This window comes from Pseudoneobacillus rhizosphaerae (genome assembly GCF_917563885.1).
Classification (GTDB): domain Bacteria; phylum Bacillota; class Bacilli; order Bacillales; family Cytobacillaceae; genus Pseudoneobacillus; species Pseudoneobacillus rhizosphaerae.
Genome location: NZ_CAKJTG010000004.1, coordinates 169,732 through 195,069 on the forward strand (window position 1 = coordinate 169,732; position 25,338 = coordinate 195,069).

Consider the following 25,338-nt stretch of genomic DNA (forward strand, 5'->3'; position numbering starts at 1 on the left):
TCATATAATAGTTACTAATATATTGACAGTGAAAATCCATTGAAAGAAGGGAAAAATAATGACTTTTTTCCACATATTAAACTATTCAATCCCCATCGCGTTTATTGTGATATTCGGTTTTTTTCTAGATAGAATATGTAAGCCTGTAAAAGAAAAAGACTATGAAAAATAGTCTTTGAAGATCAATAAAACTTACTATCAATTTTTTGTTGGTAATTTTTAAATACAGAGGAATTCGTCTTTCCTCCTCTTTTTGACATCATCTGATTGAATCGGAGCAACTTTTCATTTAGATTTTTTTGTAGCTTCCCTTTTTCCTCTGGATCCTTACAATTTTTCATTAAGCTTTCTAAGCTCAGCATCTCTTGCTTAATTTTGTTTTCCTCTGGTGTAAACCCGGCATTTTTCATTAATTTATACGCCATTCGTAATTCCTCAGGAACACCTGATAAATCTTCTAATACAAGGGGTTTCCCGTAGCCAGGAAGATTATCAAACTCCCCATCTTCCATAGCCTTTTTTATTGCTTGTTCAGAAAGAATACTAAAATAATCCATGAATCACGCCTCCTTACGAATGATTTAACCTTATAGTTATAGTATAAATTAATCGTAGAAAAATTTCCTTTTTCTACATTTAAATTAATATTTATATCGCATTTGATCACTGCCGACCATTTACATACTCCGCTCTTTATTCGGGAAACCTATGTTTGCCAAAGTGAAAGGAGTGGATAAGAAATGGCTCGTGGAAAACATTTTGAACATAAAAAGAAAGGTCACCCTGGCCCCCTTCCTGCTAACAACCAAGTAGAGCGCCATGCAAAACAGGCTATTGAAGATGAAGAATTCATCGTGACAGTAGAAGCTTTTAAAAACCGTAGAGAAGAATCGGAATGAACATATTTAGGGATAAATCCATTCATCGGATTTATCCCTTTTCATCTAATTCGCTTCTTGCTTTGGTGAAGAATCTACGACCATTTCTTCAACATTTGTATTCCTCATCCAGCTTGCTAAAGCCTCAATATCTGTAGAAAAGATTCGATCCTTAACAATTGAAGGAGCCACTTGCCTAGCATTCTCAAATAATCCCCTCGTTGCACTAGCCATTTGCTCAACACCACGATATTCCACCGCTTGCATTGAACAAAGTAGCTCAATTGCCATCACTCTTCTAGCATTTTGAATAATTTGATAAGCATGTCGCGAGCCTATTGTTCCCATACTTACGTGATCTTCTTGATTTGCAGAAGACGGAATCGAATCAACACTGGCTGGATGGGCCAACGTTTTATTTTCAGATACTAGTGATGCTGCACTATATTGCAAAATCATAGCTCCTGACTGTAGGCCAGGCTCTGGGCTTAAAAACGGCGGTAAGTCGTTTAATTGCGGATTCACTAAACGTTCAATACGGCGTTCAGATATGTTCGCTAACTCGGCAACCGCGATTTTCATAAAATCCATGGCAAAGGCGATTGGCTGTCCGTGGAAGTTCCCACCTGAAACCACCATGTCACCATCATGGAAAATTAATGGATTATCAGTTGCTGCATTGATTTCAATTTCTAATTTTTCCTTAATATAATCCAATGCTTGCCATGAAGCCCCGTGAACCTGAGGGATACATCTTAATGAATAAGCGTCCTGTACGCGGATTTCCCCTTGTCGGGTGGTTAGCTTACTATCCTTTAAATACCCACGAATTCTAGCAGCCGTATCAACCTGTTGCTTATACCCTCTAGCAACATGAATTTCTTCTGCGAAGGCATCAGTAATACCTTTTAGTCCCTCCATCGTCATAGATGCAATAAGCTCACTTTGATAGGCTAGATTTTCTGCCTCTAAGTAACCAACTACACCCATCGCTGTCATGGCCTGTGTTCCGTTGATTAGCGCCAAACCTTCCTTCGCTTCTAACGTTAGAGGAGTTATGCCTTCTAAAAATAAAACTTCACCTGCAGACAATCTTTTCCCTTGATAGAACACCTCCCCTTCTCCAACAAGTGGCAATACAAGATGAGAAAGTGGAGCCAAATCTCCACTAGCCCCTAATGACCCTTGCTGTGGAATGACTGGGATAATATCTTTATTAAAAAATTCTAGCAGACGTTCAATGACTAAAGGTCTAATGCCCGAATACCCCTTTAATAGGGCATTTGCTCTTAATAAAAGCATTACTTTGGAAACAATCTTCGGAAATGGTTCGCCGACTCCACATGCATGAGAACGAATTAAATTGATTTGTAGTTCTCTAACATCATTCTGATCAATTGGAACATCACTAAATTTCCCAAAGCCCGTATTGATGCCATAGACGACTTTTTTATCTGCAACAATTTTATCAACAGCATCACGGCTTTTTTGAGCAATGGCTAGACTTTCCTTTGATGCTTTCACCGCTAATTTTTTTGTAAGTATCTCTTTTACTGTTTTTAATGTTAATAAATTCCCATTTAATTCAACCATCTGTCTCGCTCCTCTACCACTTTAATTAAATAAAGAAAGAGCCTGGATTTTAGTTAATACTAAAATTCCAGGCTCTTCGCAACCATATATGTGTATGAAACTTAAATCCATGAGTCATAACTATCCACTTCTTTCAAATGAAAGTGTAAATATTCAAAAAATATATCACTACTAATAGTTTATGTGTCTTATCCTATTTTTGTCAAGGTGGATATGTTTTCGGTATACTAAGTGAGAGAAAAGGAGTTGTAAGCATGAAATCACTTATTTTAGCTGAAAAACCAAGTGTAGCGCGAGAGCTAGCGCGTGTCCTTGGCTGCAAACAGCAATCAAAAAGCTACTTAGAAGGTCAACAATATATCGTGACATGGGCACTTGGCCATTTAGTTGAATTAAAAATGCCAGAAAAATATGATACGAAATATCGCACTTGGAATTTAGAAGACTTACCGATTATTCCGGATAAAATGGGCTTAGATGTGATGAAACAAACGAACCATCAGTTCCGGGCGATCGAGAGTCTCGTCAAGCGAAATGATATTAAAGAGATTATTATTGCAACAGATGCGGGACGTGAGGGCGAACTCGTTGCTCGCTGGATTTTAGAAAAAATTAAAGTCCGAAAACCGCTAAAGAGACTTTGGATTTCATCCTATACTGATAAGGCCATTAAAGAAGGTTTTAAAAATCTGAAACCTGGCCAACAGTTTGAAAATCTCTATCAATCAGCTATATGTCGTGCAGAAGCAGACTGGCTGATCGGTTTAAACGTTACTAGAGCACTGACTACTAAGTATAAGGACCCCCTTTCAGCAGGGAGAGTGCAAACACCAACGTTGGCGCTGATTTTAGAAAGGGATAATGAAATTCAGAAATTTGTTCCAAAGGAATACTGGACCATAAAGGTTCCAATCGGAACGAGTGAAGCCGAATGGGAAAAAGATGGGGAGAAGAGAATTTTTGAATTAGATACAGTTAATCGAATAAAAGAAAGTCTCGAGAATTCGGAAGCCATTGTTGAAAATGTAAAAAAATCTTCCAAAAAAGAACCACAGCCACTTCCTTATGATTTAACCGAATTGCAGCGTGACTGTAATAAACGATTTGGCTTTTCTGCTAAAAAGACATCAACTGTACTACAGAGATTATATGAACAATATAAATTGGTCACCTATCCAAGAACCGATTCACGATATTTAACTACTGATATGGAAGCGACGATGCTAGAGCGCTTACAAGCGATGCAGTCTGGATATAAAGAAGAAACAATCCTTCCGATTAAAAATCGTGGAAAAGTTTCGACTAAAAAAGTATTTAATAATGAAAAAGTAACCGATCACCATGCGATTATTCCGACGGAGGAAAGACTTCGCCTAGATGTATTGGATAACGATGAGCGTAAGGTTTACGATATCATCGCTCGCCGTTTCCTTGCCTTGTTTTACCCAGAATACGAGTCTGAAACTACCCAAGTTAGTTTAAAAGCAGGCAACGAAAAACTTGTTTTAAGGGATACAACGATTATTAATCTTGGTTTTAAAAAGGTGATAAACAAAGAAACAAGTACACCAGAAGTAAGTAAAAAAGTAAGCTTAGAGGTCGGTAAAAAGTTTCCGATTAAAGCTGTACAAGTCATTAAAGGTTTAACAGAACCACCAAGTCGTTTTTCCGAAGCCGATTTATTAGGAAGAATGGAAAAGTTCGGATTAGGTACCCCAGCAACCCGAGCAGATTTAATTGAGAGAATTATTGAAACAGAAGTTGTAGAGCGTCAAAATGGTAAGCTTTTTCCGACAGCTAAAGGGAAACAGCTTTTTGAACTCGTTAACGATGAACTGAAATCCCCTGACCTAACAGCAAAATGGGAGAAACAACTAGAATTAATTTCAAAAGGTAAAGCTAATCCAAAGGAATTTTCACAAAACATTCGAAAGCTAACCGAAAAGTTAGTTAACGAAGTGAAGGGCAGTAATAAATCTTATAAGGCTCATAACTTAACGGGTTCCAAATGCCCAGAATGTGAATCATTTCTTAAGGAACGGAATACGAAAGAGGGAAAAATTCTCGTCTGCTCTAGTCACGAATGTAGCTACCGCCGACGTAAGGACCCTAAGCTATCTAATCGTCGCTGTCCACAATGTCGTAAAAAGATGGAAATACACGAAGGTAAAGCTGGAGCCTATTTTCAATGTCGCCCATGTAATCTAGTCGAAAAAGCAGAACACAAGAAGAAGGCTGTTTCTAAACATGAAGAGCGAAAACTTGTGCAAAAGTACTCTGGCAAAGATGATGACTTTGGAACAAGTCTTGGAGATTTGTTGAAGGCTGCTTTGAAAGATAAAGAGTAATTATAAAAATTATTGGCCCGCCTGCTTAATCGCAAGACGGGCCAAATTTTTTATTAACTGATTTCTCGATTATCCATGATGATTTCGTCGCTTTTATAATTTTCCTTTAACCATGTAGCCATTGTCTTAAGTGCATCTTCATGAATAGGACGTTTTAATATCTCTTTAAAGATTTTTCGCATATTCAAAATGCTCTTAGGCTCCGTTTGTACTCTAAGACCATGTTCCATATTCGAAATAATATGAAACTCACTTTTACCTTGTACTAGATTGGATAATTCATTTAATACTTCTCCGTCTACTAAAACATCTTTATTCCCCTGTAAAGCAAACACTGGACAAGTCACCTTTTTCAACGCTTCTCTTGTGTTGTAGGCATGATGTTCCCGCGTCCATTTTGCTGGGTACTTAAAGAAAAGCTGAATTTTAACAATGTCTTTATCTGACTCCATAATTTTCCGCATTTGCTTTTCAAATTGTTTTTCGCCCTTAACATCTATTTTCAATTGACGGTATAACCACCCTTTAAACCCAGGTAATTCTTGTAATTCCTTATAACTTAGCAAACGCTGTTTATTTGTCGCTTCAATTACATTGTCTACTCCACCTGAAAGTAACATAACTCCCGCTAGATTAAAAGACTCTGTAAGTTTAGTTGCAATGACAGTTCCTTCACTATGACCGCAAACAATAATTTTTTCTGTATCTACATTTGGGTGAGACTGTAAAAACTCAATCGATTTCTTCGCATCTTCAACTAAGTCGGATAATCCAGTCGCTATCCACTCGCCATCACTCTTACCAGTCCCTCTTTTATCATATCTAAATGTGACAAAACCTAAATCTGTCATATAATGAGCTATATCCTTATAAAGGTTAGTCGGATATTTCCCTTTACGATCGTTACCATCTCGGTCTAATGGTCCTGATCCCGCTATGATTAGAATAGCAGGATATTTCCCTTTTCCTGCTGCAGGAACTCTAATAGATCCGTAAATTGTGTTTTCACCATTTAATTTGATTTCTTTTTCCATTTTATCCACTCCTTAGTGATTTGGTTTTTCCGGTATGATGATTGTTGCAAAATTTCTTCGTTTCCGTTCTGGTGTTGGTTCATTTAGCATTGCTTTTTGATAGAGGGAACTGATACTTTTTACTAATTCGATAAATTCTTCATCCGTTAAATTAAGATTAGCTACTCGATAACTGACACCATCCTTCAATAAATCAATCTCTCCTCGATTCAAGTAATTTTCATATAATCCTACCAATTGAGTAGTGAAGGTGAAAAAAAGTTCTAAATGTTGATCTTTGGAAAAGTTTTTAAATTCCTCTGGTGAGTTAATAGACTGCTCTTTTAATCCGTAAACCTTTTCCACTGTCCCACGAATCTGATTTTCTTGAACTACTTCAATGACATCCGCTTCTAAAAGTTTATTTAAATGTCGATACAGTGTTGCTTTTGGTACATCCGTTAGTCGTTCAGCTATTTGTTGAACATTTAGTTTTTTGCCATTTAATAGCGATTGGGTAATTTTCATTCGTACTGGATGTAAGATTAATTTTGTCTTCGAATTTTTCACGTTAGCCCACTCCTAATTTATTCATTACTCCGATTTATTATTATCATTATCGATAATGATAATAATAATGCAAAAAAATTTAGTAACATGCAATACAACATTTTTTCAGTAGTTATATTATTCTCACTTATGATAATAATATACAAAGTGATAACAGTCAACTATTTTTTTTACTACTTTTTTTGTCGATTAATTTCGACTTGTAAACGTTCACAAAGTTGTAATATAATTATACTAATAAGTAGTTGAAAATATCTTTGTAAATGTATATATTAAGGGGTTGATGAATAATGGAATGGTACGAATACTTATCTCCTCATACGTTTTCAGGCGTCCTTACATTTGTCGGCATTTTTACATTTGGTGTAATTGCACATATTAAGGTCTATTCCTCTAAACAACACCAGATTAATTTTGATAAAGATAACCATTTAGTCCAATAATAAACGACAGATGACTGTCGTTTTTTTTTGTAAACTTTTTGTTTTCTTTTTATAGATAGAATCGGTACAATAAATAGGAAGATTCTGATAAAGGGGTTTTGTAAATGACTGATTTTCAAACAAAATTAGAAAAATATGCAGAGTTAGCCGTAAAGGTTGGCGTCAATGTTCAGAAAGGGCAAACTTTAGTTGTTAATGGGACACTTGATGCAGCAGAGTTTGTAAGATTAGTGGTAAAAAAGGCATATGAAATTGGAGCACATAATGTTATTGTCAATTGGACTGACGATATGGTTTCTCGTCTAAAATATGATTTAGCTCCAGATGAAGCATTTTTAGAATATCCACAATGGAGAGCTAAGGAATTAGAAGATTTAGCTGAAAATAACGCAGCCTTTATGTCAATCGTTTCTTCTTCACCTGATTTATTTAAAGGTGTAAATCCAGAGCGAATTGGCAACTTCCAAAAAGCAGCTGGAACCGCTTTAAAGAAGTATCGTCAAGCTACAATGTCTGACAAAGTAAGCTGGACGGTAGTGGCAGTTCCTTCCGCAGCATGGGCAGCAAAAGTATTCCCGAACGAGCCAAGTGACAAACAAGTACATATGCTTTGGGAAGCGATTTTTAAAGCAACGCGTGCAGATTTAGAGCAGCCAGTAGAAGCTTGGAAAAAGCATGATCAAACCTTACATGAAAAGGTACATTATTTAAACGAAAAGAGTTATCAAAAGCTTCACTATAAAGCAACAGGAACGGATTTAACGGTCGAGCTACCTTCCAAGCATTTATGGGTTGGAGCAGGAAGTGTAAATGCAGCAGGACATGACTTTATGGCAAATATGCCAACTGAAGAAGTGTTCACGATTCCTCTTAAAACAGGTGTTAACGGTACTGTATCTAGCACCAAGCCATTAAGCTATGGTGGCAATATTATTGATAACTTTAGTGTTACCTTCGAAAATGGCCGAATCGTAAGCTTTAAGGCTGAACAAGGGGAAGATATTTTAAAACGTTTAGTTGAAACGGACGAAGGCTCTCATTATCTTGGAGAAGTAGCTCTTGTCCCACATAAATCGCCTATTTCAGATACAAACATTCTTTTCTATAATACGTTGTTTGATGAAAATGCTTCGAACCACTTTGCGATTGGAAATGCTTATGCATTCTGTCTTGAAGGTGGTAAGCAGATGACACAAGAGGAATTAGTGGAGAATGGTTACAACGAAAGCTTAACACATGTTGACTTTATGGTCGGTTCAGCTGATATGGATATTGATGGAATTAAAGCTGATGGAACTGTTGAACCTATCTTCCGTGGCGGAAGCTGGGCGTTCTAATAACACTTTGTTACCCGTTCAAAAAAGAAAACTCGCCATTTTAATTGTAATGGGTTCTCTTTTGAAGTGCAAAATCAGTAATTACAATACCAATTACGTAGCAAAAAGCATGCTAATTAGCAATTTAATCATCATGCTTTTTAGCTTCTGAATATTATCCGTGATATTTCAAAGTCGTAATAATGGTTTTTAAACAATCAGTTTTATAAGGGAGAACAGATAAACACTCTATCTGATAAATAGACGGAGATATTCCGCCTAATTAGAAAATGACATTGAAAATAGCTAAAATAGACGGAGATATTCCGCGCGTAAATATTTTTGTGTAAATGATTATACTGTTTGAAAAATGTCTATCTTAATTCATGTGCTCTTACCTACTAGGGGGATAGGGCAATGCTGGGGAGCAACCCGAGCACCTAGTAGGGTTCTGTACAAAAGGAGAGGCAGAACCTCTCTTTTTTTTATTCCTTCTGGGAGAACCAAAGCGGTAAACCTTTGGGGCATAGCCCCAACACGTCAAAATATTATTGATCGGACACTTTCTTAAGTCGACCTTCATGTAATATTGTTAACTGTGCTAAACATTCTGACCAACCCGGTACAGGTTTAGTCCAGGTCTTAATAATATTCATTGTAGCTAAGTAAATCATTTTACGTAGAGACTCATCTGTTGGATAAGAGGTCTTAGTTTTGGTAACCTTTCTTAATTGTCTATGATAACTTTCAACTGAATTTGTTGTGTAGATAATTCTTCGAATTTCAAGTGGGTAATTAAAAAATGCTGTCAGTTCAATCCAATTCTTCTCCCAAGATTTAATGACAACAGGATGCCTATCACCCCAAGTTTGTTTAAAAGAATCAAAGGCTTCTTGTGCCTCATCTAAATTAATCGCTTTATAAATAGACTTTAAATCATCTACAACTTGCTTTCTTTCTTTGTACCCAATGTACTTCACGGAATTACGTATCTGGTGGATAACACAAAGCTGAATATTTGTCTTAGGAAACGAAGCTTCAATTGCCTCAGAGAACCCAGAAAGCCCGTCTTTACAAGCAATTAGGATGTCTTCGACACCTCTACTTTTTAAATCCGTACAAACCCCTAGCCAAAAACTAGCACTCTCACTTTCGCCAATCCAAATTCCAAGAATGTCCTTAATACCAGCAGTATTAATACCTAAAACAGTATAAGCAGCCTTGTTAATAATGCGACTATCAACTTTTACTTTAAAGTGAATAGCATCTAGATAGACAATAGGATAAACCGGATCGAGTGGGCGTGATTGCCATTCAGATATCATAGGTAATATCTTATCTGTTACCTTACTAACCATGGTAGGTGACACATCAATCCCGTAGATGTGTTGAAGGTGATCTTCAATATCACGAGTAGACATACCTTTTGAGTACATATAGACAATTTGTTCCTCAATTCCATTGAGAGTTCGTTCATGTTTTTTGACTATTTGTGGCTCGAAAGAGCCGTTTCGGTCGCGAGGAATTTTAACTTCAGTCTTTCCATGAGTAGTCTTAACAGTTTTTTTAGTGTATCCATTTCGACTATTTCCTGTATTGTCACCTACTGCATCATGTTTCTCATAACCTAAGTGGGACTCTATTTCAGCTTCAAATATTTCTTGTAATGTATCCTTAAATAAGTCCTTAATCTTATCTTGAATATCCTCAACTGAATTACATTCTTTCGCTAATGATTTAATTAACTCTTTGTACTGATCTTGCATAAATGATCATCTCCTTAATTGTCCATTATTACCATTTACACAAAATTCAGTACACTCTCGAGATATTCCGCTTATTGACTCAAAAAACATAAAATTAATGGATTTTTCTTGGCTTAAGCGGAAAAACTCCGCTTATTTAGCCCGAAAGGAGCTCCATTCTGAATATAAGCGGAAAAACTCCGCTTATTTTGCTTTCACAGGTCAACTTATTAAGGACAAGGCTTCTTTCTCCTAGATGCATCTATTTTATGTTTAAAAATCTGCCATTCCTATCAAATTTAACGAAGTATTAACAACCGTTTTAGCATATAAACTAACAGCATGAGAATGGTCATTCTCACTCTGCTATTCGTAATGCTAATTTCAATGTTAATTCTCAAACTAAAATGTCATAAACGTTTTTATACCAATTAAAAATAGCATGCTAAATCATATGTGATTTAGCATGCTATTTGAGCTGTTTTTTCAAGTTTTGCACTCCAAAAGAGAACCCGTTAAATCTAATTGGCGAGTTTCTTTATTTAACGATTATCAATTTTCTCTGGGTATAAGTCATGATTCATCATGCGATACTCAGCCATTTGCTCGTATTTCGTTCCAGGTCTTCCATAGTTTGTGTAAGGATCGATCGAAATTCCACCTCTTGGTGTGAATTTACCCCAAACCTCAATATATCTAGGGTCCATTAACTCAATTAAATCATTCATAATGATGTTGATACAATCCTCATGGAAATCGCCGTGATTTCGGAAACTAAATAGGTAAAGCTTTAGAGATTTACTCTCCACCATCTTAGTTTCAGGAATATAGCTAATATATAATGTCGCGAAATCAGGCTGTCCTGTTTTCGGGCAAAGACTAGTAAACTCAGGGAAATTAAATTTTACAAAATAGTCTCTGTTTGGATGTTTATTATCGAATGCTTCTAACACTTCTGGAGCATATTCAAAAACATATTTGGTTCCTTGGTTACCTAACAAAGTAACTCCAGTTAGTTCATCATCTCTTCTTCCACCCATAGGTAAAACCTCCTTAAATATAGAACTGTACAAACGTGGAGGTACGCGCTTTAAAAAGATTGACTAAAAATAAAAACCATATCGCAAATGAGATATGGTTGACGAAATCAAGTCAAATCCATAGTTTTTTATAGAGGGTTTCGCGCTATGAACCTCTCCCGATTTAAACGGGAAGCTTATACAATTTTCATTAACAATAGCAACTATATTGAAAATCGCCGCTTCTGTCAACGGAAAAATTTATCAGCCACCCCCTCATGTTTAGAATAAATCTACTGTGGTATTATTATAATGGTACAAGAACTAATTTTGGAGGATATATGAACATGTGGAATGAGTTTAAGAAATTTGCATTAAAAGGAAATGTTATTGATTTAGCCGTCGGGGTTGTTATTGGTGCGGCTTTTGGAAAAATTGTAGCTTCTTTAGTTGCTGATATCATTACGCCTTTAATAGGATTATTGGTTGGTGGCATAGACCTGACTAAGTTATCCTATTCATTTGGGTCTGCAGAGCTAAAATATGGCGTTTTCCTACAAAATATTATCGATTTTCTAATTATAGCTTTTGCAATATTTATATTTGTTAAAGCCATTAGTCGTTTTAAGAAAAAAGAACCAGCTGTCGTAGAAGCACCGGCTAAACCCGATACAAAGGAAGCTTTGTTAATGGAAATTCGCGATTTACTAAAACAAGATGCCGTGAAAAAATCCCACGACTCTAACTAGGACAAATTTTTTAATTGTATGAAACCTTTTTGCATTTAATATCGTATTATCTATTAAAATTAAATTGAAGAGGTGAAAAAGCATGTATGTTCAACAGACTGTTACAAATGAGCATCTTCCTGCTGTATTAAGAGCTTTTGCCCTATCTTTAGCAATTGCTGTAATTGGAACGATGACTGGTACTTTTGTGCCCGATAGTTTATTTTTGCCATTAGTATTTTTAGAACTTGGTATGTTAATTTTTGCTTTCTTTTTACGTAAAAGAAAAGCTATTTCTTACACGTTCTTATATGTTTTTACGTTCATTTCTGGGATTACTACTTATCCTATAGTTTCTCATTATCTAGCTCTTTCTGGTGCTAATGTCGTAATCTCTGCATTAGGAACTACAGCCATTGTCTTTACGGGACTTGCTGTTTATGCCACTACAACCAAAAGGGATCTTTCGTTTTTAGGCGGAATGCTAATGGCTGCCTTACTAGCTCTTATCGCCATTTCTATTTTTAACGTCTTCTGGCCGTTAAGCTCCACTGGTATGCTCGCTTTCTCGTTTGTTGGAGTATTAGTATTTAGTGGATATGTATTATTCGACTTTAATCGCATGAAGCATTATGGTGTAAGTGCAGAGGAAGTTCCTTTAATGGCTTTAAACCTTTATCTTGACTTCATTAATTTGTTTATCAGTCTGTTACGTATTTTTGGTATTTTATCAAGTGATGATTAATGAAATATTGAAAAGTCCACTCTCCTAAGAGTGGATTTTTTTTTAATGATAATTAAGATTCTCAATTTGTGATTTAGCTAACAGTTAAATTAATCTTTCCTATTTATAATGTAGTTAACTTAAATACCGATTAGAGGTGAGCTTTTTGATTTTTGCTGATGTCCAATTTCCTATAGAACTCTGGCTTTTTCAAATATTGATTATTCTATTTCCTATGCTCTTATTTCAATCTTATTTTCGAAAAAAAATCCAATCCACTAATCAACGGAATTTGGTACTTGGAATCCTATGCGGTTTATCTATTTTACTTTGTATGAGTGCTCCTGTTTCAATCAATAATGGCTATATTTTAGATTTCCGCTACATTCCACTAATACTTGCCTTTTTATATGGTGGGTACCGAATCGGGATTATCCTTTCAGTTATGATTTTAGGTTACCGTCTTTATCTACTAGGTATGGATGGTTTCTATTTTGTTCTTGCTGTAAATACTCTTTTAGCAACAATTATTTATTTCACCCATCATCACTATAAAAATTATAGCTATAATGTGAAGGTTGCTTATTCCTTCGGTTTAATCACTTTTACTATTTTCACCTTTGCTATTGGATCTCAATCGTTAAATAACTTTACAAAATTGAGTACAGGTCTTGGATTATGGGGATCGTTTTTGCTATTAAATATCATAACCATGTTTATGACCATCTATATTAATGAATCTTTAAGAGAAATGGAACTCATTCATTATGAAGTATCTGAATTCGAGAAAATGCATTTAATTAGTCAGTTTTCGATTAGCATTGCTCAGCAAGTGCAACTGCCTATTACCAAAGTTCAAGAAACTTTAGGAATACTTCAGCATGGTGATACAATAACAAACCAAACGCTTTACCAGTTAAAAACAGGATTAGATGAACTTGCCTCTGCTAATAAAATATTAGACGACTACCTCGTTTTAGCAACTAATAGTGAAAAAGAGGAACGTCTTTTAAACATTCATGAAGAAATGGAGCATATTTTAAAATGTGTCCATACTTATGCTCTCATTCATCAAGTCGAGTTAAGCTACATTCCCTCTTTTGAAAAGGAGCTATATATTAAAGGCAATCGAAGCCAATTTCAACAGGCGCTGTTAAATTTTATTAAAAATGGAATCGAAGCGATTAAGCAGAACGGGAAGCTGGAAATTGCGATTCATGAAATGCTTGAATCGATCTATTTTGTCATTGAGGATAATGGTAAAGGTATGAATAAAGAGCAATTGAACAAACTTGGAGGTCCGTTAAAATCTCATAAAGAAAACGGCACTGGTCTTGGAACGATGTTAGCATACAATATTATCCACTCTATGTCCGGTAAAATTGATGTGTCCAGTGAAAAAGGAAAAGGCACCACCTTTTCAATTATTCTACCAAAAGCTAAGAAGGCTTAAAGTCAAGCTATTAGTAGGGGTCCTCCCTATTAGTAGCTTTTTCTAATGTGGAAATTTTAGATAACACGTTTTAAAGAGTAATATCTATCCTTAATAACAATACAATATATCATACTAAGGAACTATGAAGGGAGAAATAGTATGACATTGTATGAATTTATTGTACTTATTCACGTCATTGCAGCGGTCACAGGACTTGGGTCAGGCTTTGCATTGCCATTCGTATTAAAAGGGGTTAAAACAGCGGAACAGGCGAAGTATTCTTTAGGACTTAACTACCTGATCGAGAAGGGAGTTAAGATTGGAAGTATTGCCCTTTTATTAACTGGACTTATTCTTGGAGCTTTAAATACTTCACTTTTTACAGAGGTTTGGTATATTTCATCCATCATCATTTACTTAGCCGTACAGGTAGTTGCTGCTGGTATTATGCCAAAGAAAATTAAACGCATGGAAGAAATCATTAACGCTCATAACGGTAACGAATTACCAGAAGAATTCACAAAGATTAACTTAGAACTCAAACCACTCAACGCAATCCTACATACTGCTGCAGTACTATTAATCATCCTAATGGTATTAAAACCTTTTTAACACGTTAAAGCAGTGGGGGACAGTCCCTCACTGCTTTAACGCACTAAAGAATGTTTAAAGGCATAGATGACGGCTTGTGTACGGTCTTGGACTTGGAGTTTGCTTAAAATATTACTGACATGTGTTTTGACTGTTTTTAATGCAATAAATAATTCATCAGCAATTTCTTGGTTTGTTTTACCTTCTGCCATTAATAATAAAACTTCTAACTCACGGCTCGTTAATTCTTCATGGGGTAAATGAGTGGTTTTTTGGCGCATTTTCAACATCATTTTTCCGGTTACTTCTGGTTCTAGAACTGATTGCCCATTATACGTAGCTCTAACAGCGTTAGCAATCTCTCCTGCTTTTGATGTTTTTAACATATAGCTAGTGGCACCTGCTTCTAAAGCTGGGTAAACCTTTTCATCATCTAGAAAGCTAGTAACGATGATCACCTTAGCTTCGGGCCATTGCTCAATGATAAGTCTTGTTGCTTCGATACCGTCCATTTCTTTCATTACTAAATCCATTAATATAATATCTGGACGCAAGCTTAAGGCTAGTTCAACACCACGTCGACCATTATCCGCTTCCCCTACAACATCAATATCAGGTTGGGCAGATAAATAAGCAGATACTCCTATTCGAACCATTTCGTGATCATCCACAAACAAAACTCTAATCATCGTCCTCACCCTTATGTGTTATTGGTACTTTTACCTCTAATCTAGTTCCTTTATTTTTCACACTAATCACTTTTAACGTTCCGCCGACTTCAACTGCTCGTTCATGCATAATTTGCATGCCATATGAGCCTGCTTTGTCGTCCTTCACTTCAAAACCGACCCCATCATCAACAACTCTCATAATAATAAGATCATCTCGCTCGATTAAAAGGACCTCTAGCTTAGTAGCCTTAGAATGACGTAGCGTATTGGATACTGATTCTTGTAGAATGCGGAATAGATGGTCTTCAATTCCTTTGTCTAAGGAAATATCCTCGACCTTCCATTGAATTTCCATTGTAACCTTCTGAGATAATTCAACTAAGAGCTCAGCAATTCCTTCTTGTAGCGTTTTACCTTTTAAAGCGGCAGGGCGTAAATGCAGTAATAATGCCCTCATTTCTAACTGAGATTGATGAATCATTTCTTCCACCATCCTCAGCTGCTTTGTTTCACGGTCCTCTGACTTAGGTCTAATTTCATTGATTGCTGACATCATCATTGAAGCCCCAAACAACTGCTGGCTCACTGAATCATGTAATTCACGTGCTAAGCGATTCCGTTCCTGAGAGATGATTTCTTGGATTCGTTGTTCTTGGTCCTCTACCTTTTCGGTTACCATCCGTTGCGAAACCTTAGCTTTTTCAGTTATTTGCTTATAAATTTTTTCAATTCTTTTATGAATCGTGTCTACTTCTTCACACGCATTTAAATTGGTTAGTTCAACGGCAACTCCTTCCTCCAACTGATGAAGGAGTCTGTCTATAGATAATAGATTTTTTCTCCAAAATATTCCTGAAAAAACGCCAAAAAGGATACCAAGCCCGATACTAACTGCTGGGATAAATAATACAAATGGAATATCTGCAATATCGCGTTCCCAAAGCTCCCACCAATCAGTCAATGGGAATACGTATAAAAAAGCTAAAAATGAAAGTCCCATCATGAGAATTGAGAAACCAGCACCCCACAGTACCTGCCTCTGAAGTGCACTCATATTCTCTTCACCTCGATATCTCCAAGGAGAACAGAGGTTATGATTTTCACCTTCTGATCAGCCTTCTCATAATCAGGCGTCTGAAGATGGAATACCTGATTGAGCATTTTAGCTTCATGAAAATCAAAAACGGTTGTCGTACCAAGCAGAACTGAATGCTGCACTGAGACTTCATAATCATACGGGACAAAAATTTGGATATTCCCAATAAATTTCCGTATATAAATAACTGTTTCACCCTTTGGTATGACCGTATAGCTGAGGTCAATAATAGAGTCTCCCACTCCTGATTGAATGTTTATATCATTCCACTCATAAACATGGTTTGGAGTACGTTGTTGTCCGAAAAGAATATTCCGAAATAACGGTTTACGCCCGATCACTTGTTCCCGAGGTTTATTTTCTGTTGGCTCCGACACAACAGGACTTACAATATTAGGGGCACGTTTTGACTGAGCATACTGGATAACAAAATGGATGAATATTGCTAACACTAAAAAACGGAAGGTTATCATATGAAATATATTTATGATTAAAATGACGATACCTCCCCAAAAAAGGAGCTTCCCTCTCTTTTTCGGCATTGATTTTCGTCCAAGGTAAACCATGATTATGGAAATAAAAAGAGAGAAAATAATTCCTTGATTTACAAAGGCTACTTCCACTAAGAGGATAACTGCGCCGATAAGTATAATCCAACTAATATATTCACTAGTAATCTTCTTTAACATTCACTTACCCCCTCTCTTTCTTTTCCATACATTTATTATTTTTACATCTATTGTTAGTCAAAAGGCGTAGTGTAACCCTACGCCTTTTTAGAATACCATGATTTACCTATGAAATAGAATGAGTTTCTTCAACTTTCATTTCTTTTTCTAGTTGGGCTATTTTAGCATCAATTGTGCTACGGTAATAAGAGCTGTTGACTTGATGCTCTAAACGATCTAAGTAGTTTTCAATTTCCTGAAATTTAGATTGAGATTGATCAGAGTGTTGATTTGTTTCTAGCACCTGATCCATTCGATGATTGGCACGTGTTACATTTTCTCTCCCCATAAGCTCCATACGACGAATGTTCATATCCTTTAACTTATGCTTCATTTCTTCATATTTCTTCTCTAAGTTATTTAATTGCCCTTGAACAGTCTGTAATGAGCCTTCTAAACGAACCACTCGTTCCTCAAATTGCTGTTGCTCTGCTGTAGCGAATTCGAACAATTGTTGTTCACCTGCTTTTTGCGCCACTTCAGCTTGATGCTTACGCTTGTTAGCCATTTCAGTTGCATAACCTAATTCACGTGTAAACTCTTCTCTTAATTGATACTGACGTTCTACTAGCTTACGTACCTTTTCAGTTTCTAGCTCGCTTTGACGTAAATATTGGTTTAATAAAACAATCGGATTTTTCTTTTCCTTTTGATCCATTACATTGTGCAAATCAGCTGTAATCATATCTTTTAATCGTGTAAATAAGTTAGTCATCGTATTATCTCTCCCTATTATTAGTATTGTTTCAATTCATTCCATTGCTTTTCAAAGTTAGCAAATGGATCATCACTTTCTTTAACAACAGCTACTTCTTTTGACTTGTTCCATTTCTTAAAAACTACATATAGAACATAAGCTGCAACTAAACCTAAAATAGCTGGTAAATTATGTGCCACTATAATTAAAGTAATTAACCCAATTGTCGCCCAGCCAATCTTTTTCATCGTACTTTCAGCTCTAAGGAATTTCTTGAAAACGAAGTAAAGAACTAGCAAGCTAACAGCAAAACCAATCATAGGACCGATTGTTGAAAAAAGAACCATTAAAGCAATCCCACCAAGTACCAACAAACCAAATTTTTTCATTTTCACTTCCTCCTTTCTTTCTTATGTACTCATCTTACCTATTTTGAAAATTTCTCATAACGAGCTAGAGCTTTATTTTGAGATAGGTCTTGAGGCTTAGAAGAAGTAGGACAGTTAAAATGGCACCCCCATTAACGCAGTAAAGTGCTGGGGGACAGTCCCCCAGCACTTTACTGCGTTAATGCGTTATTTTTGTATAAACATTTGTGTCCAGTAGGTTCCATATGAGCCACCACTTGAGTAACCTACTCCTATTTGATTGTAGGATGGACTTAAGATATTTTTACGATGTCCTTCACTATTCATCCATGAGTTGACTACTTCTTGAGCTGTTCTTTGGCCAGCTGCGATATTTTCGCCAGCACTACGATAGGTAATACCAAAGTTTTTCATCATCGTAAATGGTGATCCATAGGTTGGACTATCATGCTGGAAGTAGCGCTTATCTCTCATATCATTTGATTTGTACCGTGCCACGCGTGATAGCTCCCAGTTAGCTACAAACGGTTTTAATCCATATTTGGCCCGTTGCTGATTGGTCAGTTGAATCACTTGATTTTCAATACTCTTGATAGAATCGAAATTAGGGATGTTAACTTTTTGTCCTGGATAGATTAAATTTGGATTTACAAATTGGCGATTGGCTGCAATAAGTTCGGATATTCCTACTTGATAGCGAACCGCAATTTTCCAAAGTGAATCCCCGGGCTGAACGGTGTACACCTGTTGAGCATGGGAGATATTTGGTAAAGTAAATAGTGAGACAATTAAAGCAAAACAAATCCATATGTGTTTTTTCAGCAATTTAAGAACACCTCCACATTATAGATTTTGGTAATTTTAAATAAAATATACTTGCATTTTTTTTCAAGTTATAATGATGAAATAAAGGAGGCGACCATTCGTTTATGAGTCAACCTATAGTTAAAAATAACCGTAGCATTTCACAAAAAAAACGCTGGTTAGGACTTGTTATTGCATTTATTTTTATTATATATATTTTGTTAAATCTTGTACCTGTCGAACAGAGACCTACCCATCCATTCTTCCAATCAGAACGCCCACTTGTCATCGCTCATCAAGGTGGAGAATTACTTGCACCTTCAAACACCTTGAAAGCATTCCAGAAGGCTGTTGATTTAGGGGTAGATGTTCTTGAGTTTGATATTCATATTACTAAAGATGGTCATTTAGTTACGATTCATGATTCAACTGTGGATCGCACAACGAACGGAAGAGGAAATGTCCATGACCTAACTTTAAATGAAATTCAAAAGCTTGATGCTGGTTATCATTTTGTGGACCTAGATGGAAAACTTTCTTATCGTGGAAAAGGTGTTTACATTCCTTCACTCGAAGAAGTATTCCAATCATTCCCTAATATGAAGATGGTGATTGAAATTAAGGATGATAATCCAGCTGAACTAATTCCAGAAATATCAAAAAAACTATGGACCTTAATCCAAAAATATCAAAAAGAAGATCAAGTGGTAGTTGCCTCTTTTGATCAAAAGATCATCAATCAATTTGAGGAAATTTCTGATGGGCAGGTCGCCTTATCAGCAGGTGAGGATGAGATTCGGACATTTATCATTTTCAAGAAATTATTTTTAGCAAACCTTTATACACCTAATGCGGATGTCTTCCAAATACCGACTAAGGAAAGCATCTTTAACTTAGCTAGTCCAAGTATCATAAAGGAAGCAAATCGAAGAAATGTTAATATTCAATACTGGACTATTGATGATAAAGAAACGATGCGTAGCTTACTTGAAGACGGGGCAGACGGAATTATTACCAATCGACCAGATTTAATGCTAGAGGTTTTAGCCGAAATCGGCTACTAAGAGGATATTGTATAATTCATTAAAACGAGTAAAACATACTAACTATAAAGGTTAATAGTCAGGGGTTTTGCTTATGTTTGAGCTTTCTTGGATCACCTATTTGATGCTAATATTAGCAAGCTATCGATTAACTCATCTCATTGTTTTTGATAAGATTACTGAATTTATTCGTAAACCGTTTATGACAAAAAAGGAAATAAAAACAGAACATGGCGTTGAACTAAAGGATGTACCAAAAAACATGTTCGGATATTTATTGAACTGTTACTGGTGTGCAGGTATTTGGAGCGCTATACTGATTGGCGGTGGATATTTGCTTTTCCCTAAGATTGCATCGATTATTGTCTTGATTTTATCAATAGCTGGTGGGCAATGTATTCTTGAAACATTTGTCGGTGTGAATATAAAAAAGGTAAGTTATTATTCAAAAAAGGAAACATAATAAATTTTAAAAGAGGGTAACTCATTGATTGATGGGTTACCCTCTTTTAAAATTTTTTGTATGTGATTCGATCCCATTAAATCACGATCAACCTTTTTATTTTACTAACTTTGCAAAATCTTCAAGGGTTGTTGAATTCTTGACATAAATTCTTGGTAACAGATAAAGTTCATTTTCAAAACCTAATTCTTTAAATGGTCCTGGTGTTGTCGTAAGTCCGAAACGATAGTATTTTTTTGTCTCTTTCACAACCTTATTATTGAAATTTCCATAAGGGTAGGCAAGAGCAATGACTGGTTTTCCTGTCATTTTTTCAATTTTTTCTTTGGATTTCTTAAGCTCATTATCTAAATTATTTATTTTAGTTAAATCAGGATGCGTGGCTGTATGTGACTGAACAGAAAAAAAGCCAGATTCGGCCATCATTTTTAATTCCTCTTTCGATAATCGGTTATGATTACCAACATAATCGGAAATAACAAATAGGGTACCCTTAGGCTGAAAACGGTCATCTTTTATCTTTTGGAATATTTTAAGGGCATTCAAATTATTTTTGTAACCATCATCGAAAGTAATTAAAATTGGATTTTTTACCTTATAAATATCCTGCCACCGCTCAAAGGTTATCAAGGTATAGCCATTACTTTTGAGATATAACATTTGTTTTTCAAAGTTTTCGGGTGCTACAAATAACTCGATTGATCCTAGGCCATTATATTCATCTATCGAATGATAAACTAATATCGGTACTTTTACTTTTCCAAACACTGATATTTGTGGGCTAATTAATAATAGCATTAAACATATTAGAATTACTTTTCGCATCGTGATACTCCTTTTAAAGCTTTTTGATTAGTGTTCCAGAAAAATCTAGATACAATCATAATCACTAAAAGATTCACCTCGAAAAGTCTTGTTTTCCATTTTCTATTTTCCTCTGTCAATCGTCTTGATTAGGGCTTTAGCAGCCTTTTTTACTACATCTCCAAACTCCTATTAAAATTTATTAAATGTAAACAAATATTTAAGATTCAAAAATACTCCCTCCTTGCATATATCTTAATAAAGGAGGGAGTTCTCATGGCTGTATGGTGGATTGCCACATTTGGTTTAGTTCTATGCTTAGGATTTATTGGTGGAACCATAATTTATGGTATTAAAGGTGCCTTACATTCAGACGACTCGACCATTGTTGACCCTTTACCTAAAGAGAAAGATTAATTTAATGCTAGTTTAATACTTTCCTTTGCACTTGCAATAAGCTGATCATCTTTTATATCGTGTCCATAAAGCAAGAGGATGAAACCAACATAAATCGCAAAAAACTTTGCCACCATTTTTATCTCATTACTCACTTCACCGTATTTTTGAAAAAATGGTTCTCGCCCACTTTGCGGTAAAAAGCTATAGGCAATCGAAAGATCAATGGCTGGATTCCCTAGATGCGTGTCTCCCCAATCAATGATTCCAGAAATGACACCCTCTTTATTTACTAAAATATTTCGGATATGACAGTCTCCATGAACTAGAGTAATCGGGGTATTTAGTTTTGTTTCCTTCATTGTGCTAAGCCAATCCAAAGCTGCTTGATCCTCTTCAACTAGATGGAGATCGGCAGCTTTTTTTATATTATCAACAAGCATCTCTTTCCGCTTCCCAATATTCATTCTTTCAAACCGATCATGCGGTACACCCATTTTTTCAGCTTGATCGATTGGAAACTGATGCAGCTTTTTTAGAAATAAAGCTAAAGGTACAGCAGATAAATTTCGGACTTCATCGGACAAGACCCCTGGTGAATCCCCTTGGACATGTTTATATCCGGTAAATGGCCACTTATAGTCTGTAGTTGCTTGTCCAAAAAAGATTGGTTCAGGAATGACAATATTTAATTGTCTCACTAACAGTGGTAACAATTGATTTTCAATACTTAATAGTTGTACAGCGATTTCCCTTCTCGGAAAACGGAAGACATACATATCATTTACGATAAACACCGTATTATCAAAGCCTTTACCTAATTCTGCAATACTCACTGGTATTAATTGTGGAAACTGTGCTTCAATAATCTCCCTAGCTTCAAGAGGCGTAATCGCAATCTCAGGTGACCATGGCTGTGACATCTCTCTAGGTCACTCCTTTTTTTAATTCTAGTGTTTCTTTGCATTTTCTATTGCTAAAGTAAATTGAGAAATAATATCCTCTACATGTTCAATCCCAACAGAAATTCGAACTAGCTCTTTTGTTATTCCCAATGCCTCACAGGCTTCAGAAGGTAGGGCACGATGCGAGGTTGTTAACGGATGAGATACCGTTGTTTCAACACCTGCTAGAGTAGGAACTATTTTCACCCAACCAAGTGACCGAAAAAACTCATTCACATTCAGGCTTCGATCAAGCTCAATCGTAACCATAGCACCATAACCATTTTCACTCATTTCAAACGGATAATACGTTTTACTGATTAGTGGATTTTTTAAAAAAGCTTCCGCCAATAGTTGGGCATTTCTTGACTGTTTTTCCATTCTTAAAGCTAGCGTTTTAATTCCCCTTGTTGTAAGCCATGCTTCAAAGGGGCTTACGTTTGCTCCGAGATTCACTATTTTTGTTTTTGCTTTTTCTAATAAATCCTTTCTACCCACTAGGACACCTGCAGTCACATCACTATGTCCACCAAAATACTTAGTAGCACTATGGACAACTAGATCGATTCCCATAGTAAGCGGCTTACAATGATAAGGAGTAGCAAAGGTGTTATCAACTAAAGTATAAAGGTTTTTTTTCTTTGCTAATTCAACTACAGATTTTATATTTTCTACTCTTAATAACGGATTCGTAATCGACTCTGTAAATAGAAGCTTTGTATTAGGCTGTATCGTTTTTTCAACAATATCAATCTCAGAAAAGGAAACAAAGCTTGTTTCAATTCCTAAATCATTTAATTCCTCTTTGAGCATGTGAAAGCTCCCGCCATATAAATCATCAGCTGCAACAATGTGATCCCCACTTTTCACTACAGCTAATACTCCTGCTAAAATGGCTGATAAACCCGATGAAGCTGCTACCCCATCCACAGCTCCTTCTAGACGTGCTACAGCAGCAGCTAACTCATCCGTATTTGGATTCGCTACCCGAGAATATAAATAATGTCCATTTCCATGATAGTAACCTTCCAATTCATCCAGGTCTTTAAAAACAAAAGCTGAGGTCTGATAAATTGGAGTCACTTTACTCATAATACTGCGCTTTTCTTTTTTGTCACCATGTAATACCTCTGTATCAAAATGCTTACTCACCTTATCCACCTCTTCACTATTTTTGTAATTCTATCATAACTTATTCTTTTGCATAATTGCGAAATATTAATGTAATTCCCATTAGTAAGAAAAATAAATTTTTCCAATCCATACATGAAATAAGCCATTTATAGAAAATATAACCATATAAAAGATTTTTAGGAGGAACGTATGTGCAAAACAAATTACCGCAATTCCCTGAATCATATTGGAGAGAATTAGAGTTTCCTACATTTCCAAAGCTTGATCAAGATATAGAAGTGGATGTTGTTATTGTCGGTGGTGGTATAACAGGAATTACAGCTGCTCATATTTTGAATAAAAGCAATGTTAAAGTTGCCTTAATTGAGGCAGGAAAAATTTTAACTGGTACAACTGGACATACGACAGCGAAATTAACCGCCCAGCATGGGTTGATTTATGACGAACTTATTAATCATTTTGGTATAGAGAAGGCAAAGCAATATTATGATGCTAATAGCCAAGCGATTCAATTTGTAAAAGATACGATCAATGAGACACAAATGGATTGTGATTTCCTTGAACAAGATGCATTTGTATATGCGACCACAGAGGAATACGCACCCAAAATTGAAAATGAATTTCAAGCATATGAAAAGCTAAAAATTGCTGGCGAGCAAATTGATAGCATCCCTTTTAATATTGATATAAAAACAGGTTTAAAAATGGCTAATCAAGCCCAGTTTCACCCAACCAAGTATTTAACTCACTTAGTGAAAAATCTAAATAAAGACTCGGTGCAGCTTTATGAACATACGACCGCTACTGATATTGAAAATGAAGAAAGTGACAAGCCTGTGGTTGTGACAAGAGAAGGTAAAAGAATCAGCTGTAATTATGTTATTATCGCGTCTCAATTTCCTTTTTATGATAAGCCAGGACTATACTTTGCAAGAATGTATGCCAAAAGATCTTATGTTATTGCGGTTAAGACAGATGCATCGTATCCAGGTGGTATGTATATAAGTGCTGATGATCCGGTCCGCTCCATTCGTTTTACACCATTTAACGGTGAGGACCTCCTTATAATTGGTGGTGAGAATCATAAGACGGGTACAGGAATAGATACATTTAAGCACTATGAAGCATTACAGCAATTTGCGGAAACAACCTTCCCAGTTAAAGAAATACCTTATCGCTGGTCAGCTCAAGATTTAATTACACTAGATAAGGTTCCTTATATTGGACCCATTACACAAAATAAACAACGAATTTTGGTTGCAACCGGGTATCACAAATGGGGAATGACGAATGGAACAGCAGCTGCAATGTTGTTGAGCGATTTAATTCTAGAAAAACAAAATCGATTTATTGAATTGTATTCTCCATCAAGATTCCAAGCTGACCCAAGTCTTAAGAAAATATTTACCATTAATGCCGATGTCGCAAAGCATTTAATAAAAGGTAAATTAGAATTTGTTCCATTGGATCCTCAATTATTACAAAACAATGAAGGTTCTATTGTTACCGTGAACGGCAAAAGAGCTGGTGGATATCGTGATGAAAATGGAGAGTTGCATTTAGTAGATACGACGTGCACACATCTTGGCTGTGAATGCGAATGGAATAGTGGAGATAGAACTTGGGATTGCCCTTGTCATGGCTCAAGATTTTCATATACAGGAGAAGTAGTGACTGGACCGGCATTAAAGCCATTAAAAAGTGTGGGCGAGGACTAAATTTCGCTAAATTCCTTCATTTATACTTGTCGAAAATCCGGAAATAAATAAATTTCCTAGGAAATTCTG

27 protein-coding genes are annotated in these 25,338 nt (G+C 35.9%); 12 read left to right on the forward strand and 15 right to left on the reverse strand.

Annotation, left to right across the window (positions count from 1 at the left end; translation table 11 throughout):
- Positions 1 to 182: 182 nt before the first annotated feature.
- Positions 183 to 557, reverse strand: a complete 375-nt coding sequence (locus LRP83_RS04500) for a DnaJ family domain-containing protein (RefSeq protein WP_230495481.1) — start codon at positions 555 to 557, stop codon at positions 183 to 185.
- 183 nt (positions 558 to 740) lie between these two features.
- On the opposite strand from LRP83_RS04500, the gene LRP83_RS04505 reads away from it, so the two are divergent.
- Positions 741 to 899 carry a hypothetical protein gene (locus LRP83_RS04505; protein WP_230495482.1) on the forward strand — a complete coding sequence of 53 codons (159 nt, stop codon included), beginning with the start codon at positions 741 to 743 and terminating at the stop codon, positions 897 to 899.
- Positions 900 to 944: 45 nt separating this feature from the next.
- Here LRP83_RS04505 and hutH read toward each other — a convergent pair whose 3' ends face one another.
- Positions 945 to 2,471, reverse strand: coding sequence for a histidine ammonia-lyase (gene hutH, locus LRP83_RS04510; RefSeq protein ID WP_230495483.1), 1,527 nt, complete (start codon positions 2,469 to 2,471; stop codon positions 945 to 947).
- Positions 2,472 to 2,725: 254 nt separating this feature from the next.
- Between hutH and LRP83_RS04515 the strand changes: the two genes are divergently transcribed.
- Positions 2,726 to 4,819, forward strand: coding sequence for a DNA topoisomerase III (locus LRP83_RS04515; protein ID WP_230495484.1), 2,094 nt, complete (start codon positions 2,726 to 2,728; stop codon positions 4,817 to 4,819).
- Between the two features lie 53 nt (positions 4,820 to 4,872).
- Here the strand turns inward: LRP83_RS04515 and LRP83_RS04520 are convergent, their stop codons facing one another.
- A complete protein-coding gene (locus LRP83_RS04520) occupies positions 4,873 to 5,853 on the reverse strand; it encodes an alpha/beta hydrolase (RefSeq protein WP_230495485.1) in 981 nt (326 codons plus the stop codon).
- Positions 5,854 to 5,865: 12 nt separating this feature from the next.
- Complete coding sequence (locus tag LRP83_RS04525) at positions 5,866 to 6,402, reverse strand: helix-turn-helix domain-containing protein (RefSeq protein WP_230495486.1); 537 nt, start codon at positions 6,400 to 6,402, stop codon at positions 5,866 to 5,868.
- Between the two features lie 290 nt (positions 6,403 to 6,692).
- Between LRP83_RS04525 and LRP83_RS04530 the strand changes: the two genes are divergently transcribed.
- On the forward strand, positions 6,693 to 6,845 hold the full coding sequence (locus LRP83_RS04530) for a hypothetical protein (RefSeq protein WP_230495487.1): 153 nt from the start codon (positions 6,693 to 6,695) through the stop codon (positions 6,843 to 6,845).
- A gap of 104 nt (positions 6,846 to 6,949) precedes the next feature.
- Entirely contained in the window at positions 6,950 to 8,182 is a 1,233-nt protein-coding gene (locus tag LRP83_RS04535; protein ID WP_230495488.1) for an aminopeptidase, read from the forward strand.
- A gap of 527 nt (positions 8,183 to 8,709) precedes the next feature.
- Here the strand turns inward: LRP83_RS04535 and LRP83_RS04540 are convergent.
- Both LRP83_RS04540 and queF read right to left on the reverse strand, forming a co-directional pair.
- Complete coding sequence (locus LRP83_RS04540) at positions 8,710 to 9,927, reverse strand: IS256 family transposase (RefSeq protein ID WP_230495489.1); 1,218 nt, start codon at positions 9,925 to 9,927, stop codon at positions 8,710 to 8,712.
- Positions 9,928 to 10,448: 521 nt separating this feature from the next.
- Positions 10,449 to 10,946, reverse strand: a complete 498-nt coding sequence (queF, locus tag LRP83_RS04545) for a preQ(1) synthase (RefSeq protein WP_230495490.1) — start codon at positions 10,944 to 10,946, stop codon at positions 10,449 to 10,451.
- A 326-nt stretch (positions 10,947 to 11,272) separates the two neighbouring features.
- Here queF and mscL point away from each other — a divergent pair, with 326 nt between their 5' ends.
- The 4 genes from mscL (at position 11,273) to LRP83_RS04565 (ending at position 14,424) form a co-directional block, all read left to right on the forward strand.
- Positions 11,273 to 11,674, forward strand: coding sequence for a large conductance mechanosensitive channel protein MscL (gene mscL, locus LRP83_RS04550; protein WP_230495569.1), 402 nt, complete (start codon positions 11,273 to 11,275; stop codon positions 11,672 to 11,674).
- 82 nt (positions 11,675 to 11,756) lie between these two features.
- A complete protein-coding gene (locus LRP83_RS04555) occupies positions 11,757 to 12,398 on the forward strand; it encodes a Bax inhibitor-1/YccA family protein (RefSeq protein ID WP_230495491.1) in 642 nt (213 codons plus the stop codon).
- Between the two features lie 214 nt (positions 12,399 to 12,612).
- Positions 12,613 to 13,830, forward strand: a complete 1,218-nt coding sequence (locus LRP83_RS04560) for an ATP-binding protein (protein WP_230495492.1) — start codon at positions 12,613 to 12,615, stop codon at positions 13,828 to 13,830.
- Between the two features lie 141 nt (positions 13,831 to 13,971).
- Complete coding sequence (locus LRP83_RS04565; protein WP_230495493.1) at positions 13,972 to 14,424, forward strand: DUF2269 family protein; 453 nt, start codon at positions 13,972 to 13,974, stop codon at positions 14,422 to 14,424.
- Between the two features lie 35 nt (positions 14,425 to 14,459).
- On the opposite strand, the gene LRP83_RS04570 is transcribed toward LRP83_RS04565, so the two are convergent.
- The 6 genes from LRP83_RS04570 to safA all read right to left on the reverse strand — a co-directional run bounded on the left by LRP83_RS04570 (position 14,460) and on the right by safA (position 18,785).
- Positions 14,460 to 15,092 carry a response regulator transcription factor gene (locus tag LRP83_RS04570; protein ID WP_230495494.1) on the reverse strand — a complete coding sequence of 211 codons (633 nt, stop codon included), beginning with the start codon at positions 15,090 to 15,092 and terminating at the stop codon, positions 14,460 to 14,462.
- Complete coding sequence (locus tag LRP83_RS04575; protein ID WP_230495495.1) at positions 15,085 to 16,128, reverse strand: sensor histidine kinase; 1,044 nt, start codon at positions 16,126 to 16,128, stop codon at positions 15,085 to 15,087. The genes LRP83_RS04570 and LRP83_RS04575 overlap by 8 nt, the downstream gene beginning before the upstream one ends.
- Complete coding sequence (liaF, locus tag LRP83_RS04580) at positions 16,125 to 16,859, reverse strand: cell wall-active antibiotics response protein LiaF (RefSeq protein WP_230495496.1); 735 nt, start codon at positions 16,857 to 16,859, stop codon at positions 16,125 to 16,127. The genes LRP83_RS04575 and liaF overlap by 4 nt, the downstream gene beginning before the upstream one ends.
- Before the next feature lie 106 nt (positions 16,860 to 16,965).
- Positions 16,966 to 17,613, reverse strand: a complete 648-nt coding sequence (locus LRP83_RS04585) for a PspA/IM30 family protein (protein WP_230495497.1) — start codon at positions 17,611 to 17,613, stop codon at positions 16,966 to 16,968.
- A gap of 20 nt (positions 17,614 to 17,633) precedes the next feature.
- A complete protein-coding gene (locus LRP83_RS04590) occupies positions 17,634 to 17,984 on the reverse strand; it encodes a lmo0954 family membrane protein (RefSeq protein ID WP_230495498.1) in 351 nt (116 codons plus the stop codon).
- Positions 17,985 to 18,170: 186 nt separating this feature from the next.
- Positions 18,171 to 18,785, reverse strand: coding sequence for a SafA/ExsA family spore coat assembly protein (gene safA / locus LRP83_RS04595; protein WP_435531327.1), 615 nt, complete (start codon positions 18,783 to 18,785; stop codon positions 18,171 to 18,173).
- A 107-nt stretch (positions 18,786 to 18,892) separates the two neighbouring features.
- Here safA and LRP83_RS04600 point away from each other — a divergent pair, with 107 nt between their 5' ends.
- Positions 18,893 to 19,831, forward strand: coding sequence for a glycerophosphodiester phosphodiesterase family protein (locus tag LRP83_RS04600; RefSeq protein ID WP_230495499.1), 939 nt, complete (start codon positions 18,893 to 18,895; stop codon positions 19,829 to 19,831).
- 73 nt (positions 19,832 to 19,904) lie between these two features.
- Complete coding sequence (locus LRP83_RS04605) at positions 19,905 to 20,273, forward strand: DUF1360 domain-containing protein (protein WP_230495500.1); 369 nt, start codon at positions 19,905 to 19,907, stop codon at positions 20,271 to 20,273.
- Between the two features lie 96 nt (positions 20,274 to 20,369).
- Here the strand turns inward: LRP83_RS04605 and LRP83_RS04610 are convergent, their stop codons facing one another.
- Positions 20,370 to 21,098 carry a polysaccharide deacetylase family protein gene (locus tag LRP83_RS04610; protein ID WP_230495501.1) on the reverse strand — a complete coding sequence of 243 codons (729 nt, stop codon included), beginning with the start codon at positions 21,096 to 21,098 and terminating at the stop codon, positions 20,370 to 20,372.
- Positions 21,099 to 21,353: 255 nt separating this feature from the next.
- Here LRP83_RS04610 and LRP83_RS04615 point away from each other — a divergent pair, with 255 nt between their 5' ends.
- A complete protein-coding gene (locus LRP83_RS04615; RefSeq protein WP_230495502.1) occupies positions 21,354 to 21,494 on the forward strand; it encodes a hypothetical protein in 141 nt (46 codons plus the stop codon).
- Here the strand turns inward: LRP83_RS04615 and LRP83_RS04620 are convergent.
- Positions 21,491 to 22,396 (reverse strand): phosphotransferase, encoded by a 906-nt coding sequence (locus LRP83_RS04620; RefSeq protein WP_230495503.1) that lies wholly within the window; start codon positions 22,394 to 22,396, stop codon positions 21,491 to 21,493. The two genes, LRP83_RS04615 and LRP83_RS04620, sit on opposite strands and share 4 nt — an antisense overlap.
- 27 nt (positions 22,397 to 22,423) lie before the next feature.
- The gene (locus LRP83_RS04625; protein WP_230495504.1) at positions 22,424 to 23,569 is read right to left on the reverse strand and encodes a trans-sulfuration enzyme family protein; all 1,146 of its coding nucleotides are present in this window, start codon (positions 23,567 to 23,569) and stop codon (positions 22,424 to 22,426) included.
- Positions 23,570 to 23,742: 173 nt separating this feature from the next.
- Between LRP83_RS04625 and LRP83_RS04630 the strand changes: the two genes are divergently transcribed.
- Positions 23,743 to 25,269 carry an FAD-dependent oxidoreductase gene (locus tag LRP83_RS04630; RefSeq protein ID WP_230495505.1) on the forward strand — a complete coding sequence of 509 codons (1,527 nt, stop codon included), beginning with the start codon at positions 23,743 to 23,745 and terminating at the stop codon, positions 25,267 to 25,269.
- Positions 25,270 to 25,338 lie beyond the last annotated feature (69 nt).

What these genes read in the sequence shown, in the direction of transcription:
- LRP83_RS04500 (WP_230495481.1), bottom strand. Translation starts at nt 557, where the DNA reads ATGGATTATTTTAGTATTCTTTCTGAACAAGCAATAAAAAAGGCTATG.
- LRP83_RS04505 (WP_230495482.1), top strand. Translation starts at nt 741, where the DNA reads ATGGCTCGTGGAAAACATTTTGAACATAAAAAGAAAGGTCACCCTGGC.
- hutH (WP_230495483.1), bottom strand. Translation starts at nt 2,471, where the DNA reads ATGGTTGAATTAAATGGGAATTTATTAACATTAAAAACAGTAAAAGAG.
- LRP83_RS04515 (WP_230495484.1), top strand. Translation starts at nt 2,726, where the DNA reads ATGAAATCACTTATTTTAGCTGAAAAACCAAGTGTAGCGCGAGAGCTA.
- LRP83_RS04520 (WP_230495485.1), bottom strand. Translation starts at nt 5,853, where the DNA reads ATGGAAAAAGAAATCAAATTAAATGGTGAAAACACAATTTACGGATCT.
- LRP83_RS04530 (WP_230495487.1), top strand. Translation starts at nt 6,693, where the DNA reads ATGGAATGGTACGAATACTTATCTCCTCATACGTTTTCAGGCGTCCTT.
- LRP83_RS04535 (WP_230495488.1), top strand. Translation starts at nt 6,950, where the DNA reads ATGACTGATTTTCAAACAAAATTAGAAAAATATGCAGAGTTAGCCGTA.
- LRP83_RS04540 (WP_230495489.1), bottom strand. Translation starts at nt 9,927, where the DNA reads ATGCAAGATCAGTACAAAGAGTTAATTAAATCATTAGCGAAAGAATGT.
- queF (WP_230495490.1), bottom strand. Translation starts at nt 10,946, where the DNA reads ATGGGTGGAAGAAGAGATGATGAACTAACTGGAGTTACTTTGTTAGGT.
- mscL (WP_230495569.1), top strand. Translation starts at nt 11,273, where the DNA reads ATGTGGAATGAGTTTAAGAAATTTGCATTAAAAGGAAATGTTATTGAT.
- LRP83_RS04555 (WP_230495491.1), top strand. Translation starts at nt 11,757, where the DNA reads ATGTATGTTCAACAGACTGTTACAAATGAGCATCTTCCTGCTGTATTA.
- LRP83_RS04560 (WP_230495492.1), top strand. Translation starts at nt 12,613, where the DNA reads ATGCTCTTATTTCAATCTTATTTTCGAAAAAAAATCCAATCCACTAAT.
- LRP83_RS04565 (WP_230495493.1), top strand. Translation starts at nt 13,972, where the DNA reads ATGACATTGTATGAATTTATTGTACTTATTCACGTCATTGCAGCGGTC.
- LRP83_RS04570 (WP_230495494.1), bottom strand. Translation starts at nt 15,092, where the DNA reads ATGATTAGAGTTTTGTTTGTGGATGATCACGAAATGGTTCGAATAGGA.
- LRP83_RS04575 (WP_230495495.1), bottom strand. Translation starts at nt 16,128, where the DNA reads ATGAGTGCACTTCAGAGGCAGGTACTGTGGGGTGCTGGTTTCTCAATT.
- liaF (WP_230495496.1), bottom strand. Translation starts at nt 16,859, where the DNA reads ATGTTAAAGAAGATTACTAGTGAATATATTAGTTGGATTATACTTATC.
- LRP83_RS04585 (WP_230495497.1), bottom strand. Translation starts at nt 17,613, where the DNA reads ATGACTAACTTATTTACACGATTAAAAGATATGATTACAGCTGATTTG.
- LRP83_RS04590 (WP_230495498.1), bottom strand. Translation starts at nt 17,984, where the DNA reads ATGAAAAAATTTGGTTTGTTGGTACTTGGTGGGATTGCTTTAATGGTT.
- LRP83_RS04600 (WP_230495499.1), top strand. Translation starts at nt 18,893, where the DNA reads ATGAGTCAACCTATAGTTAAAAATAACCGTAGCATTTCACAAAAAAAA.
- LRP83_RS04605 (WP_230495500.1), top strand. Translation starts at nt 19,905, where the DNA reads ATGTTTGAGCTTTCTTGGATCACCTATTTGATGCTAATATTAGCAAGC.
- LRP83_RS04610 (WP_230495501.1), bottom strand. Translation starts at nt 21,098, where the DNA reads ATGCGAAAAGTAATTCTAATATGTTTAATGCTATTATTAATTAGCCCA.
- LRP83_RS04615 (WP_230495502.1), top strand. Translation starts at nt 21,354, where the DNA reads ATGGCTGTATGGTGGATTGCCACATTTGGTTTAGTTCTATGCTTAGGA.
- LRP83_RS04620 (WP_230495503.1), bottom strand. Translation starts at nt 22,396, where the DNA reads ATGTCACAGCCATGGTCACCTGAGATTGCGATTACGCCTCTTGAAGCT.